We start from the raw sequence: 14972 nt of genomic DNA on the forward strand, positions 1-14972 counted from the left end.
ACCCCCCAACCTCACTGCGGCACGATGTCCGGCGCCCCCAGCCGCGCCGCGTCCGCCGTCAGGTCGTCGGGCTGCCGCTGCGACTCCCGCTCGGCCTCCACCCGCTTCTCGTAGTGCTGCACCTCGCGCTCGATCTGGTCCTTGTCCCAGCCCAGGACCGGCGCCATCAGTTCGGCCGCCTCACGGGCGCTGCGGGCGCCCCGGTCGAAGGTCTCGATGGAGATGCGGGTGCGCCGGGTCAGCGCGTCGTCCAGGTGCCGCGCCCCCTCGTGCGAGGCGGCGTAGACGATCTCGGCGCGCAGATAGTCGTCGGCCGCCCGGAGCGGCTCGCCGAGTGTGGGGTCGTCGGCGATGAGGTCGAGGAGTTCCTCGGCCATCGACCCGTACCGGTTCAGCAGATGCTCGACACGCACCACGTGCAGCCCGGTCCGGCCGGCGATGCGCGCTCGCGCGTTCCACAGTGCCCGGTAGCCCTCCGCGCCCAGCAGTGGCACGTCCTCGGTGACGCACTCGGCGACGCGCAGGTCGAGCCCGTGCACGGCCGCGTCGACGGCGTCCTTGGCCATCACCCGGTACGTCGTGTACTTGCCGCCCGCCACGACGACCAGCCCCGGTACGGGATGGGCGACGGTGTGCTCCCTGGACAGTTTGCTGGTGGCGTCCGACTCGCCGGCGAGCAGCGGACGGAGTCCGGCGTAGACGCCCTCGACGTCGTCGCGGGTGAGCGGCACCGCGAGGACGGAGTTCACGTGCTCCAGCAGATAGTCGATGTCGGCGCTGGAGGCGGCCGGGTGGGCCTTGTCGAGGTCCCAGTCGGTGTCGGTGGTGCCGACGATCCAGTGCCGGCCCCAGGGAATGACGAACAGCACGGACTTCTCGGTGCGCAGGATCAGGCCCGTGGAGGAGTGGATGCGGTCCTTCGGCACGACGAGGTGAATGCCCTTGGAGGCACGGACGTGGAACTGTCCCCGCTCCCCCACCATCGCCTGCGTGTCGTCGGTCCACACTCCCGTGGCGTTGACGACCTGACGGGCGCGGATCTCGTACTCCCCGCCCCCTTCGGCGTCCCGTACACGCGCGCCCACGACCCGTTCGCCCTCGCGCAGGAAGCTCGTCACGCGCGCGCGGTTGGCGACCTTCGCGCCGTACGCCGCCGCCGTGCGCACCAGGGTGGCGACATAGCGGGCGTCGTCCATCTGCGCGTCGTAGTACTGGAGCGCGCCGACGAGCGCGTCCTTCTTCAAGGCGGGCGCGACGCGCAGGGCGTGACGGCGGCTCAGGTGACGGTGGGTCGGCAGGCCCCGGCCGTGCGCGCGGGCCATCGACATCGCGTCGTAGAGGGCGACGCCCGAACCGGCGTACAGCCGCTCCCAGCCCTTGTGCTGAAGCGGATACAGGAACGGCACGGGCTTGACCAGGTGCGGTGCCAGCCGCTCCAGCAGCAGTCCCCGTTCCTTCAGCGCCTCGCGGACGAGGACGAAGTCGAGCATCTCCAGATAGCGCAGGCCGCCGTGAATCAGCTTGCTGGACCTGCTCGATGTGCCCGACGCCCAGTCCCGTGCCTCGACCAGCCCCGTGGACAGGCCGCGGGTGACGGCGTCGAGGGCTGTTCCCGCACCGACCACCCCGCCTCCCACGACCAGCACGTCCAGCTCACGCTCGGCCATGGCCGCAAGTGACTCGGCTCGCTGCGCCGGCCCCAGTGTCGCTGTCCTCACCGCTGCCTCCCGCTGTCGGTCGCGCCGGCCGCACCTTTCAGGACGAGGCCCGGCCCTTATCCCCCATGCCCCAATGGTGACCGTCTTGCCCGAGTTCAGCCACCACGCGCCCCCAGCCTGTGGACAACTCTCACGGAACCACGGAACCACGGAACGGCACCCGGCTCGCATCGGGCCGACCGGAAAACACAACCGATCAATCCCGCAAATCGGTCATATTTACTCCTAGTCTGACATTGCGCTCGCCCGTCCTGTCCACAGGGCTTGCGCACCTGTCCCGCTTCGGTTACTGGGAAGGACGGCCCACGCCATGCCCGCAGATCTCGCCGTCATCGGACTCGGCCCGCTCGGCCTGCCCCTGGCCCAGGCCGCCGTGGCCGCCGGCATCCCCACGCTCGGCTACCGCACCGGACCCGAGCCGGGCTCCCTCAGCCCCGCGGAGCTGCGCCGGATGCTCTCGGGGGGTTTCCGGCCCGCGACCAACCCGGCAGAGCTGGGCCGGGTGCGCACCGCCGTCATCTGCGCCCCCACCCCACGCGACGCGGACGGCGGGCTCGACCTGAGCCAGGTGGAGGCCGCCGCCCGCACCCTCGCCGGACACCTGCGCCCGCACACCACCGTCATTTTGGAGTCGCCCGTGCCTCCGGGGACGACCGAGGAGTTCCTGCGACCGCTCCTGGAGGAGATGTCCGGCCTGCGCGCGGGCCGCGACTTCCACCTCGCGTACTCCCCCAGCCGGGTCGACCCCGGCCGCCGCGACTTCACGCCCGCCAACACGCCGAAGGTCATCGGCGGCCTCACTCCCGCCTGCACCGAGTCCGCCGCCGCCTTCTACGGCCGCCTCACCGACAAGGTGGTGCGCGCGCGTGGCCTCAGGGAAGCCGAGACCGTGACGCTCCTGGAGACCAACTTCCGGCACGTCAACATGGCCCTCGTCAACGAGATGGCCGTGCTCTGCAACGACCTGGGCGTGGACCTCTGGGATGTCATCCGGTGCGCCGAGACCAAGCCGTTCGGCTTCCAGGCCTTCCGCCCCGGCCCCGGCGTCGGCGGCCACTCCGTGCCCCTGGACCGCACCGGCCACCCCGGCAGCCCGCTGCGCATGGTGGAACTCGCCCAGCAGGTCAACAGCCGCATGCCGCGCTACGTCGTCCAGCGCGCGGCCACGCTCCTCAACGAGCACGGCAAGTCGGCTCGGGGCGCGCGCGTGCTGCTGCTCGGCGTCACGTACAAGGCCGACCTCGCCGACCAGCAGGGCACCCCCGCCCAGGAGATCGCGATCCGCCTGATGGAACTCGGCGCGGCCGTCAGCTACCACGACCCTCACGTCCCGTCCTGGAGCGTCCTCGACCGCCCGGTCCCCCGCGCCGACTCCCTGTACGAGGCCGCCGCCGACGCCGACCTGACGATCCTCCTCCAGCAGCACCGCACGTACGACCTCCAGGGCCTCTCGGTGAAGGCACAGCTGCTGCTCGACACACGGGGGGCTACGCCGACGGGGGCGGCGCACCGGTTGTGAGACGGGGCGCACGACACCGCCCCGGGCTCCGGAGGCTGGTGGCGTACGGCACGGCTCGCCGGTAACGTACGAACGGGTGGAGCCCACCGCAGAGGCCACTGCGGCAGGCTCCTGATGGTTCACGGAGTGTCCGCCCCTAGGGTGTTTGGGGGCGGCCGCTCACCATCCGAAAAGCCGCAAGATCCACCTCCTCCGGCACTGCACCGTCCGAAGACGGAGTCGGTCCCAGCGGGTGGGCTTGCGGTGGCGTCCCATGGGCGCCCCCTTCCACGACGCCGCCCAGTGGCCCGGTGGACGGCTCGTTCAGGAACTCGGGCCGGGCCCCGAAGGCTCGGGTCCGGAACCATGTCCTTGGAAGGGGGCACCCCTCACAACTGGGGCGCCGACTCCGGACGCTACCGTCCGCGACCCCCCTGACCAGCCCGTATTCACCCCGAAGGCAACCGTGCGCCCCCGCTCCGCGCCACACGCCCCCACGTCCCCGCACCCGGCCCAGGCATGCGAAAGGGGCCGGTCACCTCACCTGGGTGAGCTGACCGGCCCCTGCCGAAGTCCTGCGAACTACCGCCCGGCTACCGCCGGTGCACCGAGTCCGCCACCGTCACCTCGACCCGCTGGAACTCCTTGAGTTCGCTGTAACCGGTCGTGGACATGGCGCGGCGCAGGGCGCCGAAGAAGTTCATCGAGCCGTCCGGCGTGTGGGACGGGCCGGCGAGGACCTCCTCGATGGTGCCGACCGTGCCGAGGTCGACCTTCTGGCCGCGCGGCAGCTCCTCGTTGACGGCCTCCATGCCCCAGTGGTGGCCGCGGCCGGGCGCGTCGGTCGCCCGCGCGAGCGGGGAACCCATCATCACCGCGTCGGCGCCGCAGGCGACGGCCTTGGGCAGGTCGCCGGACCAGCCGACACCGCCGTCGGCGATCACGTGCACGTACCGGCCGCCGGACTCGTCCATGTAGTCGCGGCGGGCGGCGGCGACATCGGCCACCGCCGTCGCCATCGGGACCTGGATGCCGAGCACGTTGCGGGTGGTGTGCGCCGCGCCGCCGCCGAAGCCGACGAGGACACCCGCCGCACCGGTACGCATCAGGTGCAGGGCCGCCGTGTAGGTGGCGCAGCCGCCGACGATCACCGGGACGTCGAGTTCGTAGATGAACTGCTTCAGGTTCAGCGGCTCGTGCGAGCCGGAGACGTGCTCCGCGGAGACCGTCGTGCCGCGGATGACGAAGATGTCCACGCCCGCGTCGACGACGGCCTTGGAGAACTGGGCGGTGCGCTGCGGGGAGAGCGCCGCGGCGGTGACCACGCCCGAGTCGCGCACCTCCTTGATGCGCTGCCCGATCAGCTCCTCCTTGATCGGCGCGGAGTAGATCTCCTGGAGCCGGCGGGTGGCCGCCTCGACGGGCAGGCCGACGATCTCGTCCAGCAGCGGCTGCGGGTCCTCGTACCGGGTCCACAGACCCTCGAGGTTGAGCACGCCCAGGCCGCCCAGCTCGCCGATGCGGATCGCGGTGGCGGGGGAGACGACGGAGTCCATGGGGGCGGCCAGGAACGGCAGCTCGAAACGGTAGGCGTCGATCTGCCAGGCGATCGAGACCTCCTTCGGGTCCCGCGTACGGCGGCTGGGGACGACGGCGATGTCGTCGAAGGCATACGCCCGGCGGCCGCGCTTGCCGCGCCCGATCTCGATCTCAGTCACGTGTGTGGCCTTTCCCTGATGCGTTGCAGCGTCTACCAGTATCGCCGACGGGCACGCCGAGGGCGGCCCCGGATGCTCCCGGGGCCGCCCTCACCCGTGTGAAACGGACGGCACGCGCGTGTGCCGCTACTTCTTGCCGCTGTAGTTCGGCGCCTCGACCGTCATCTGGATGTCGTGCGGGTGGCTCTCCTTGAGACCCGCCGAAGTGATCCGGACGAACCTGCCGTTGTCCTGGAGTTCCGGGACGGTACGGCCGCCGACGTAGAACATCGACTGGCGCAGGCCGCCGACCAGCTGGTGGACGACGGAGGACAGCGGGCCGCGGTACGGCACCTGGCCCTCGATGCCCTCGGGGATCAGCTGCTCGTCGGAGGCGACGCCCTCCTGGAAGTACCGGTCCTTGGAGAACGACTTGCGCTCGCCGCGGGTCTGCATGGCGCCCAGGGAGCCCATGCCGCGGTACGACTTGAACTGCTTGCCGTTGATGAACAGCAGCTCGCCGGGCGACTCCTCGCAGCCCGCGAGCAGCGAGCCCAGCATCACGGTGTCGGCGCCCGCGACGAGCGCCTTGGCGATGTCGCCGGAGTACTGCAGGCCGCCGTCGCCGATGACCGGGACCCCGGCCTCCTTGGCGGCCAGCGCGGCCTCGTAGATGGCGGTGACCTGCGGGACGCCGATGCCGGCGACGACACGGGTCGTACAGATGGAGCCCGGACCGACACCGACCTTGATGGCGTCCGCGCCGGCGTCGACGAGGGACTGGGCGCCGTCGCGGGTCGCGACGTTGCCACCGATGACGTCCACGCGCGTGTGGTTGGACTTGATCTTGGCGATCATGTCGCCGACCAGGCGGGAGTGGCCGTGCGCGGTGTCGACGACGATGAAGTCGGCGCCCGCCTCGATCAGTGCCTGGGCGCGCTCGAAGGCGTCACCGGCGACGCCGACCGCGGCACCGACCAGGAGACGGCCCTCGGAGTCCTTCGCGGCGAGCGGGTACTTCTCCGCCTTGACGAAGTCCTTGACCGTGATCAGGCCCTTGAGGTGGCCCTCGTCGTCGACGAGCGGCAGCTTCTCGATCTTGTGGCGGCGCAGCAGCTCCATGGCCTCCACACCGGAGATGCCGACCTTGCCGGTGACCAGCGGCATCGGCGTCATGACCTCGCGGACGCGGCGCGTGCGGTCGGTCTCGAAGGCCATGTCGCGGTTGGTGACGATGCCGAGCAGCCGCTTGTTGCCGTCGGTGACCGGGACGCCGCTGATGCGGAACTTGGCGCAGAGCGCGTCGGCCTCGCCGAGGGTGGCGTCCGGGTGGATGGTGATCGGGTCGGTCACCATGCCGGACTCGGAGCGCTTCACGAGGTCGACCTGGTTGGCCTGGTCCGCGATGGAGAGGTTGCGGTGCAGAACACCGACGCCGCCCTGGCGGGCCATCGAGATCGCCATGCGCGATTCGGTGACCTTGTCCATGGCGGCGGACAGGAGCGGGATGTTGACCCGCACGTTCCTGGAGACGTACGAGGCGGTGTCGATCTCGTCGGGAGCCATGTCCGACGGGCCCGGCAGCAGCAGCACGTCGTCGTAGGTCAGCCCGAGCGTCGCGAATTTTCCGGGCACTCCGTCGACGTTGGCAGTCATGACACCTTCCCCAAATGGCCTTGATCGGTGCGGATGTCCATGCTAACGGGAAGCGCACCTCCCGAATTCCACGGTCCGATGTGACTCCGGGCTCCGCATGTTCGTACGGCGGCGGCGGGCGGGCTGTTCACCGCGGGGGCCGCCGGCCTGTTCAGCGTAGGCGCCTCGGCCGGTCCGGCGTTGGCCCACCAGCTTCCTTCGGCTTCGTTCGGCGGAGGAGGTGCGGCGGGGCAGCGGCGGGACTACTGCTCGGCGAGGGCGCGCAGTCTGCTCAGCGCGCGGTGCTGGGCCACGCGTACCGCCCCGGGTGACATTCCCAACATCTGGCCGGTCTCCTCCGCCGTGAGGCCGACCGCGATGCGCAGCAGGAGCAGCTCCCGCTGGTTCTCGGGCAGGTTGGCGAGCAGTTTCTTCGCCCATTCGGCGTCGCTGCTCAGCAGGGCCCGCTCCTCCGGACCGAGGGAGTCGTCGGGGCGTTCCGGCATCTCGTCGGAGGGGACCGCCGTGGAGCCGGGGTGGCGCATCGCGGCGCGCTGGAGGTCGGCGACCTTGTGTGCGGCGATGGCGAAGACGAAGGCCTCGAAGGGTCGGCCGGTGTCCTTGTAGCGCGGGAGGGCGAGGAGGACGGCGACGCAGACCTCCTGCGCCAGGTCCTCCACGAAGTGGCGTGCGTCGCCGGGGAGCCGGGACAGCCGGGTGCGGCAGTACCGCAGGGCGAGGGGGTGGACATGGGCGAGGAGGTCGTGTGTGGCCTGCTCGTCGCCGTCGACCGCGCGGTGCACGAGTCCGCCGATCACCCCGGGGGCACGGACCGCCTCGTCTTCGCGCATCGGTCCATGGTGCACTGCGGCCGGACCGGCCGCGCCACCGTGCCCGTCGTTGTGCACCGAAGCGTTATGAGCAGGTGCGCCGGAACTCATCCCCTGCGCCCTCCCCTCCCGCTCGACCGACTTGTCCCCGAGGAACTCCACCCCTCAAGGATGCGGCATCAGCGGCGAAACGAGCAGCGGGCACCCGGCGGGGCCCTGTTCCGCCCCCGTCCGACGCCCGGCCGGCGGGGGGTTCCCGCAAGCCCAGAACCCCGCGCGAGCAGGGAGGTTCATCCATTCCCCCGCTCCTGTCCACTGGGATCGGTTTGCTCGAAAAGTCCGTCGGCGCGGCCTGTCCGGCGCCGCCGCCGACCGAAGAAGTCCGCCGCGCGGGCCGTACGGCCGTGGCGCCGAGGACGCCGGACGGAAGGGGCCCCGAAGAGGCCTGACCGAAGGCGCCGGAGCCCGGCACCGGTAGCCGCGCCCCCGCCGGCGATGTCGCCGAACTCACGCGCCGGACTCCGCTCATCGGTGTCCAGCACGTGCCGCCGGGCAGGCAAGCCGGACCGGGACCGGCCGGACGGGCCCTGGGCCGACAGGCCCTAGCGGACCAGTCCCCACCGGAAGCCCAGCGCCACGGCGTGCGCGCGGTCCGAGGCGCCGAGTTTCTTGAACAGCCGGCGGGCGTGGGTCTTGACCGTGTCCTCGGAGAGGAACAGCTCGCGGCCGATCTCGGCGTTGGAGCGGCCGTGACTCATGCCTTCCAGGACCTGGATCTCGCGTGCGGTGAGCGTGGGCGCCGCGCCCATCTCCGCCGAACGCAGCCGCCGTGGGGCGAGCCGCCAGGTGGGGTCCGCGAGGGCCTGGGTGACCGTCGCGCGCAGTTCGGCGCGCGAGGCGTCCTTGTGCAGATAGCCGCGGGCGCCGGCGGCGACCGCGAGTGCGACGCCGTCGAGATCCTCGGCGACGGTCAGCATGATGATGCGTGCGCCCGGGTCGGCGGACAGCAGCCGTCGGACGGTTTCGACACCGCCCAGTCCGGGCATGCGCACGTCCATCAGAATCAGGTCCGAGCGGTCGGCACCCCAGCGGCGGAGAACCTCCTCGCCGTTGGCCGCCGTCGTCACGCGCTCGACGCCGGGCACGGTCGCGACCGCGCGGCGGAGCGCCTCTCGGGCAAGCGGGGAGTCGTCGCAGACGAGGACGGAAGTCATGGCCGCCCTCCGCAGCTGATGCGCGTCACCTTGTGCCTCCAGGCTGGTACGTATCGTCACCTGTGCGGTCGACCGTCTCGGACGCTTGCCCGAGCGTTTGTGTTTTCAACCGCCACCGCACTCTCAACGATGGTCACTCGAAAGAGTTACGGGGCCGCGTGCATTCTTCGGCACTCTACGTGAGGGGGCGGACACGGTGGAGAGACCCGCGCGGACCCTCAAGCTTTCATCACAACCCGTGCCCCGTTCAGCCCCATTTCTTCCCATTTACTGGTGTCTGAGGCTAGATTCGCAATGAGTCATATTTTCATCTCCTTAGATCGTAGTTGTACGGTCGTGGGCACCGTATTCGCTCGGCACGGCTACAAGGGGTCACGCAATGGCAGATTTCTCCCGCCTTCCCGGACCGAACGCGGACCTGTGGGACTGGCAGCTCCTGGCTGCCTGCCGCGGGGTGGACAGCTCGCTCTTCTTTCATCCCGAGGGCGAGCGCGGGGCGGCGCGGAGCGCTCGCGAGAACTCGGCCAAGGAGGTCTGCATGAGGTGCCCGGTACGCGCACAGTGTGCGGCGCACGCGCTGGCGGTGAGGGAGCCGTACGGCGTCTGGGGCGGACTGACCGAGGACGAGCGCGAGGAGCTCATGGGGCGGGCGCGCAATCGCCTGGTGTCGACGTCGGCCGGCGCGGGCGGTGTTTCGAACACCTGAAGGAACGTTTCTCCACATAGCTGAGGGCACCCGCGAACGCGAGTGCCCTCATTACTTGTACGCCCGCTGCCGCCCACCCTGTACGGCTACCGCGCCGCCGCCCGCTGCAGTTGCCCGAGCATGGCCGCCACCGCCGGCACCTGGGCCAGGTCGGGGAGGGTGAGCGCGACGACCTCCCGCCGTACCGCCGGTTCCAGGGTCACCGCGCGCACCCCCCGCTGCCGTACGGACTCGATCGCCAGCTGGGGGAGGACGGCGACGCCCAGGCCCGCGCCCACCAGGCCTGCCACCGCCGGGTAGTCGTCGGTCGCGAAGTCGATGCGGGGGGTGAAGCCGGCGGCCTCGCACACCTCGACCAGCCGGCCGCGACAGCGCGGGCAGCCGGCGATCCACGGCTCGCGGGCCAGTTCGCCGATGGCGAGGGAGTCCGCGCGCGCGAGGCGGTGCCGTTCGGGCAGGAGGGCGACGAGCCGGTCCGTCAGCAGGGGGCGGACGACCAGGTCGGGCCACTCCTCGGCGCCCGGCGCGTCCTCGTAGCGGAAGGCGAGGGCGACGTCGCAGTCGCCGTCGCGCAGCTTGTCGACCGACTCGGGCGGCTCGGCCTCCTCCAGGGAGACACGAGTGCCGGGGTGGGCGGCGCGCAGGGCGGCCAGCGCGGTCGGGACGAGCGTGGAACTGCCGCTGGGGAAGGAGACGAGGCGGACCCGGCCGGCGCGCAGGCCGGCGATCGCGGCGACCTCCTCCTCGGCGGCGGTGAGCCCGGCGAGGATCCCGGCGGCGTGCCGGACGAGGGCGTCGCCGGCCTGGGTCAGCCGCATCGCGCGGCCACTGCGCACCAGCAGGGGTGTGCCCACGGATGACTCCAGGGCCTTCATCTGCTGGCTGACCGCGGGCTGGGTGCAGCCCAGCTCGCGCCCCGCCGCCGAGAAGGAACCGGTGGCGGCGACGGCGCGCAGCACGCGGAGATGACGGGCCTCGATCATCCTTCGAGCATAAGTGAGTCTTGGGTACGGCGGCGAATAATGCGTCGACACTTTGACCACTGGTCGCTTAGCGTGCCGGCATGAGGCTTCTGTCCGTCAACGTGGGCCGTCCCAAGGCCGTTCCGTACACCGATCAGCCAGAGGGTCTGACCGGTATCGACAAGCGGCCCGTCGAGGGGCCGGTGCGGGTGGCCGCGCCCGGCCCCAAGGGGGTCGCGGGGAGTGGGCTGGCCGGGGACGCGGTGTGCCACCTGCGTCATCACGGCGGCGACGACCAGGCCGTGTACGCCGTCGCGCGCGAGGATCTCGACGACTGGGGGCGGGAGCTGGGGCGCACGTTCGCCGACGGCGCGTTCGGCGAGAACCTCACCACGACCGGGCTGGACGTGTCCGGGGCGCGGATCGGCGAGCGCTGGCGGATCGGTCCGCAGGTGGTGCTGGAGGTGACGTCGGGGCGGATTCCCTGTCGCACCTTCCAGGGCCATGTGGGTGAGAAGGGCTGGGTCAGGCGGTTCACCCAGAAGGCCGCGACGGGCGCCTACCTGCGGGTGATCGTGCCGGGCGAGATCCGCGCGGGGGATCCCATAGAGATCGTCCACCTGCCGGAGCACGAGGTGACGGCCCGGATGGAGTTCCAGGCCACGACAACGCACCGGGAACTGCTGCCCCAACTGCTGGCGGCCGGCGAGGCGCTGCATCCCGAGGCGCGGGCGGCGGCCCGCAAGTACGTCGAGAGGAACGGCGGCTGAGCCGCTGTCACGGGCGGCCGTGCGCACGGCTTCCTCAGTTTCCGCAGGCCGCGTGCAGAGAGCGGACGCCCGGACTCCGGGTCATTAACCTTCTGCCATGACAACGGCTCTGATTACGGGTTCGACCGCGGGTATCGGTGCCGCGTTCGCGCGGCGGCTCGCGGCGGACGGGCACGACCTCGTGCTCGTCGCGCGGGACACCCAGCGGCTGCGCGAGCAGGCGACCGAGTTGCACGACCGGCACGGCATCGAGGCGGAGGTGCTGACGGCCGACCTGGCCACGGACGAGGGCATCGAGGCGGTGGCCGCCCGGCTCGGCGACCGCAGGAACCCCGTCGACCTGCTGGTCAACAACGCCGGCTTCGGCAACAAGGGCCGCTACCTCGACGTATCGATGGCCGACGAGCTGAAGATGCTCAAGGTGCACTGCGAGGCGGTGCTGCGGCTGACGTCGGCGGCGGCCGAGGCGATGCGGGAGCGGGGGCGCGGGGGTGTCGTCAACGTGGCCTCGGTGGCGGCCTTCGTGCCGCGCGGGACGTACGGCGCGTCCAAGGCGTGGGTGGTGCAGTTCACCCAGGGGGCGGCGAAGGACCTCGCGGGCAGCGGGGTGCGGCTGATGGCGCTGTGCCCGGGGTTCGTGCGCACCGAGTTCCACGAGCGGGCCGGGATGGGCACGGACAACATCCCCGGCTGGATGTGGCTCGACGCGGACAAGCTGGTCGCGGCGGCGCTGGCGGACCTGGCGCGCGGGAAGTCGGTGTCGATCCCGGACCCGCGGTACAAGGCGCTGATGGGACTGGTGAAGGTGACGCCCCGGGCGCTGCTGGGCGGGGTCAGCTCGCGGACCGGGCGGAAGTACGGGCCGCAGTAGCGAGCGGCGACGGCCGGGCTCCGGTGGGAGGATGGGCGTGACAGGGCCGGACCCAGGGGGGCCGGAGGCGGCGCGATGACGTTCGTACAGCTCATCGATTGCAGGACGAGCCGGTTCGACGAGATGAACCGGCTGATGGACATGTGGGTCGAGCAGACCAAGGGGAAGCGGACTGCGACGCACGCGCTGGTCGGGAAGGACCGGTCGGACGCGTCGCACTTCGTCGAGATCGTGGAGTTCCCGTCGTACGAGGAGGCGATGCGGAACTCGAACCTTCCGGAGACCGACGAGATCTTCCAGGGCATGGTCGCGCTGTGCGACGAGATGCCGACCTTCACGGATCTGGAAGTGGTGCGCGACGAGCAGCTGAACTGCGCGACGGCGCGGGAGTGGTTCGAGCAGGCCGGGACGATCGACATCGACCGCGGGTTCGATCGAATGACCGACGACTACGTCGATCACGATCCCTCCAGCCCACAGGCCAACGGGCTGCGGGCGGCGCGCGAGGAGTACGCGGGCTGGCGGCGCGCCTTCGACTTCTCCTTCCGGGTCGACGACCAGATCGCCCAGGAGGACCGGGTCTGCACCCGCTGGACCTGGACCGCCCGTCACAAGGGCGACTACCTCGGCATCCCGGCCACCGGAGAGAACGTCACCATGACCGGCATGACCTGGCAGCGGTTCCGGGACGGGATGATCTGCGAGGGCTGGTGGCAGTACGACCGGGCGGGTCTGATGGAGCAGCTGGGGGTACTCGGGGAGTAGCCCGCGAGGAGACACGGCACCCGCGCCGACCGTGAGGACGTGCCGGTGCGGGACGTGCCGAGGCCCGGCGCCCTTTCGGGACGCCGGGCCTCGGGGACGACGTGCGTCAGTGGGAGTGGCCGTGGCTGTGACCACCGGCGGCCGGCTCCTCTTCTTCCTTCTTCTCGACGACCAGGGTCTCGGTCGTGAGGAGGAGGGAGGCGATGGAGGCGGCGTTCTCCAGGGCGGAGCGGGTGACCTTGACCGGGTCGATGACGCCGGCCTTGACCAGGTCGCCGTACTCGCCGGTCGCGGCGTTGAAGCCCTGGCCCTTGTCCAGCTCTGCGACCTTGGAGGTGATGACGTAACCCTCCAGGCCGGCGTTCTCGGCGATCCAGCGCAGCGGCTCGACGGCGGCCTTGCGGACGACCGCGACACCGGTGGCCTCGTCGCCGGTCTTGCCGAGGTTGCCCTCGAGGACCTTCACGGCGTGGACGAGCGCGGAGCCGCCACCGGAGACGATGCCTTCCTCGACCGCGGCGCGGGTCGCGGAGATGGCGTCCTCCAGGCGGTGCTTCTTCTCCTTCAGCTCCACCTCGGTGGCGGCGCCGACCTTGATCACGCAGACGCCGCCGGCCAGCTTCGCGAGGCGCTCCTGGAGCTTCTCGCGGTCCCAGTCGGAGTCCGTGTTGGCGATCTCGGCCTTGATCTGCGCGACGCGACCGTGGACGTCCTCGGTCTTGCCGGCACCGTCGACGACCGTGGTGTCGTCCTTGGTGACGGTGACGCGGCGGGCGGAGCCCAGCACGTCGACGCCGACCTGGTCGAGCTTGAGGCCGACCTCCTCGGAGATGACCGTGGCGCCGGTGAGGACCGCGAGGTCCTGCAGCATCGCCTTGCGGCGGTCACCGAAGCCGGGGGCCTTCACCGCGACGGCGTTGAACGTGCCGCGGATCTTGTTCACGACCAGGGTGGAGAGCGCCTCGCCCTCCAGGTCCTCGGCGATGATCAGCAGCGGGCGCGAGGAGTTGGTCTGGATGACCTTCTCCAGCAGCGGCAGCATGTCGGCGATCGAGGAGATCTTGCCCTGGTTGATCAGGATGTAGGGGTCGTCGAGGACGGCCTCCATGCGCTCCTGGTCCGTCACGAAGTACGGCGACAGGTAGCCCTTGTCGAAGGCCATGCCCTCGGTGAAGTCCAGCTCCAGACCGAAGGTGTTGGACTCCTCGACGGTGATGACACCGTCCTTGCCGACCTTGTCCATCGCCTCGGCGATCAGCTCGCCGACCTGGCTGTCCTGCGCGGACAGACCGGCCACGGCGGCGATGTCGGACTTCTCGTCGATCGGGCGCGCCGAGGCCAGCAGCTCGTCGGAGACGGCCTTGACGGCGGCGTCGATGCCCTTCTTGAGGAGGGCGGGCGACGCGCCGGCGGCGACGTTCTTCAGGCCCTCGCGGACCAGCGCCTGGGCGAGCACGGTGGCGGTGGTGGTGCCGTCACCCGCGATGTCGTTGGTCTTGGTCGCCACCTCCTTCACGAGCTGCGCGCCGAGGTTCTCGTACGGGTCGTCGAGCTCGACCTCGCGGGCGATCGTGACACCGTCGTTGGTGATGGTGGGGGCACCGAACTTCTTGTCGATGACGACGTTGCGGCCCTTGGGGCCGATCGTCACCTTGACCGTGTCGGCAAGCTTGTTGACGCCGCGCTCGAGGGCGCGACGGGCGTCCTCGTCGAACTTCAGGATCTTCGCCATGACAGCGGGAGCCCTCTCGGGATCTGGTGGGTGAAAAAGACACTGCGCCCCGGGCGCCCGGGTTCTTATGTGGTCGCGGGGGCCAGGGGCGCAGCTTGAAGCAGAATGCTTCCGGTGAATCCGGGTGAATTACTTCTCGATGATCGCGAGAACGTCGCGAGCCGAGAGGACGAGGTACTCCTCGCCGTTGTACTTCACCTCGGTGCCGCCGTACTTGCTGTACAGGACTACGTCGCCGACCTTGACGTCGAGCGGCAGGCGCTCGCCGTTCTCGAAGCGACCCGGACCGACGGCGAGGACAGCACCCTCCTGGGGCTTCTCCTTCGCAGTGTCCGGGATGACCAGGCCAGAGGCGGTGGTCTGCTCAGCGTCGAGCGGCTGGACCACAATGCGGTCCTCGAGCGGCTTGATGGCAACCTTGGAGCTGGTGGTCGTCACGATCCGACCTCCCCCTTCGGAGATCTCACGGGGTTAACTGTCTGAGGTGGCGACCAGGTGGATCCGTCGTCGCGGGTGCCGGACCTGCCCGTCGCGTTTGGCACTCTCCAGTGGGGAGTGCCAAACGCGACGGGCA

At 70.7% G+C, this 14972-nt stretch carries 13 protein-coding genes; 5 read left to right on the plus strand and 8 right to left on the minus strand.

Translation table 11 applies throughout. The annotated features are described in order from the left end of the window. Positions 1–11: 11 nt before the first annotated feature. Positions 12–1718, minus strand: coding sequence for a glycerol-3-phosphate dehydrogenase/oxidase (locus BZL64_RS21770; protein WP_086770879.1), 1707 nt, complete (start codon positions 1716–1718; stop codon positions 12–14). Between the two features lie 310 nt (positions 1719–2028). Between BZL64_RS21770 and BZL64_RS21775 the strand changes: the two genes are divergently transcribed. After that, complete coding sequence (locus BZL64_RS21775) at positions 2029–3237, plus strand: nucleotide sugar dehydrogenase (protein WP_086770880.1); 1209 nt, start codon at positions 2029–2031, stop codon at positions 3235–3237. A gap of 572 nt (positions 3238–3809) precedes the next feature. Here the strand turns inward: BZL64_RS21775 and BZL64_RS21780 are convergent. From BZL64_RS21780 to BZL64_RS21795, 4 genes are all read right to left on the minus strand, one after another. After that, positions 3810–4934 (minus strand): GuaB3 family IMP dehydrogenase-related protein, encoded by a 1125-nt coding sequence (locus tag BZL64_RS21780; RefSeq protein WP_086770881.1) that lies wholly within the window; start codon positions 4932–4934, stop codon positions 3810–3812. Positions 4935–5060: 126 nt separating this feature from the next. Next, complete coding sequence (guaB, locus tag BZL64_RS21785) at positions 5061–6569, minus strand: IMP dehydrogenase (protein WP_086770882.1); 1509 nt, start codon at positions 6567–6569, stop codon at positions 5061–5063. Between the two features lie 242 nt (positions 6570–6811). Next, entirely contained in the window at positions 6812–7399 is a 588-nt protein-coding gene (locus tag BZL64_RS21790; RefSeq protein ID WP_086770883.1) for a sigma-70 family RNA polymerase sigma factor, read from the minus strand. Between the two features lie 581 nt (positions 7400–7980). Beyond that, positions 7981–8592, minus strand: a complete 612-nt coding sequence (locus BZL64_RS21795) for a response regulator transcription factor (protein ID WP_003948568.1) — start codon at positions 8590–8592, stop codon at positions 7981–7983. 379 nt (positions 8593–8971) lie between these two features. On the opposite strand from BZL64_RS21795, the gene BZL64_RS21800 reads away from it, so the two are divergent. Then, the gene (locus BZL64_RS21800) at positions 8972–9298 is read left to right on the plus strand and encodes a WhiB family transcriptional regulator (RefSeq protein WP_086770884.1); all 327 of its coding nucleotides are present in this window, start codon (positions 8972–8974) and stop codon (positions 9296–9298) included. Positions 9299–9384: 86 nt separating this feature from the next. Here BZL64_RS21800 and BZL64_RS21805 read toward each other — a convergent pair whose 3' ends face one another. Beyond that, positions 9385–10281: a LysR family transcriptional regulator gene (locus BZL64_RS21805; RefSeq protein WP_086770885.1), complete on the minus strand. Its 897-nt coding sequence runs from the start codon at positions 10279–10281 to the stop codon at positions 9385–9387. 80 nt (positions 10282–10361) lie between these two features. Between BZL64_RS21805 and BZL64_RS21810 the strand changes: the two genes are divergently transcribed. The 3 genes from BZL64_RS21810 (at position 10362) to BZL64_RS21820 (ending at position 12666) form a co-directional block, all read left to right on the plus strand. Then, a complete protein-coding gene (locus BZL64_RS21810) occupies positions 10362–11030 on the plus strand; it encodes an MOSC domain-containing protein (protein ID WP_086770886.1) in 669 nt (222 codons plus the stop codon). A 97-nt stretch (positions 11031–11127) separates the two neighbouring features. After that, a complete protein-coding gene (locus tag BZL64_RS21815) occupies positions 11128–11901 on the plus strand; it encodes an SDR family NAD(P)-dependent oxidoreductase (protein ID WP_086770887.1) in 774 nt (257 codons plus the stop codon). 75 nt (positions 11902–11976) lie between these two features. Continuing rightward, a complete protein-coding gene (locus BZL64_RS21820) occupies positions 11977–12666 on the plus strand; it encodes an ester cyclase (protein WP_086770888.1) in 690 nt (229 codons plus the stop codon). A 106-nt stretch (positions 12667–12772) separates the two neighbouring features. On the opposite strand, the gene groL is transcribed toward BZL64_RS21820, so the two are convergent. Both groL and groES read right to left on the minus strand, forming a co-directional pair. Further along, positions 12773–14398, minus strand: a complete 1626-nt coding sequence (groL, locus tag BZL64_RS21825) for a chaperonin GroEL (RefSeq protein WP_086770889.1) — start codon at positions 14396–14398, stop codon at positions 12773–12775. A gap of 129 nt (positions 14399–14527) precedes the next feature. After that, complete coding sequence (groES, locus tag BZL64_RS21830; protein ID WP_020132158.1) at positions 14528–14836, minus strand: co-chaperone GroES; 309 nt, start codon at positions 14834–14836, stop codon at positions 14528–14530. Positions 14837–14972 lie beyond the last annotated feature (136 nt).

The organism is Streptomyces bobili (assembly GCF_002154575.1).
GTDB classification, from domain to species: Bacteria; Actinomycetota; Actinomycetes; order Streptomycetales; family Streptomycetaceae; genus Streptomyces; species Streptomyces bobili.

Excerpts from the sequence above, each read along its gene's own strand:
- BZL64_RS21775 (WP_086770880.1), top strand. The coding sequence starts at position 2,029 with ATGCCCGCAGATCTCGCCGTCATCGGACTCGGCCCGCTCGGCCTGCCC.
- guaB (WP_086770882.1), bottom strand. The coding sequence starts at position 6,569 with ATGACTGCCAACGTCGACGGAGTGCCCGGAAAATTCGCGACGCTCGGG.
- BZL64_RS21790 (WP_086770883.1), bottom strand. The coding sequence starts at position 7,399 with ATGCGCGAAGACGAGGCGGTCCGTGCCCCCGGGGTGATCGGCGGACTC.
- BZL64_RS21795 (WP_003948568.1), bottom strand. The coding sequence starts at position 8,592 with ATGACTTCCGTCCTCGTCTGCGACGACTCCCCGCTTGCCCGAGAGGCG.
- BZL64_RS21800 (WP_086770884.1), top strand. The coding sequence starts at position 8,972 with ATGGCAGATTTCTCCCGCCTTCCCGGACCGAACGCGGACCTGTGGGAC.
- BZL64_RS21805 (WP_086770885.1), bottom strand. The coding sequence starts at position 10,281 with ATGATCGAGGCCCGTCATCTCCGCGTGCTGCGCGCCGTCGCCGCCACC.
- BZL64_RS21810 (WP_086770886.1), top strand. The coding sequence starts at position 10,362 with ATGAGGCTTCTGTCCGTCAACGTGGGCCGTCCCAAGGCCGTTCCGTAC.
- BZL64_RS21815 (WP_086770887.1), top strand. The coding sequence starts at position 11,128 with ATGACAACGGCTCTGATTACGGGTTCGACCGCGGGTATCGGTGCCGCG.
- BZL64_RS21820 (WP_086770888.1), top strand. The coding sequence starts at position 11,977 with ATGACGTTCGTACAGCTCATCGATTGCAGGACGAGCCGGTTCGACGAG.
- groL (WP_086770889.1), bottom strand. The coding sequence starts at position 14,398 with ATGGCGAAGATCCTGAAGTTCGACGAGGACGCCCGTCGCGCCCTCGAG.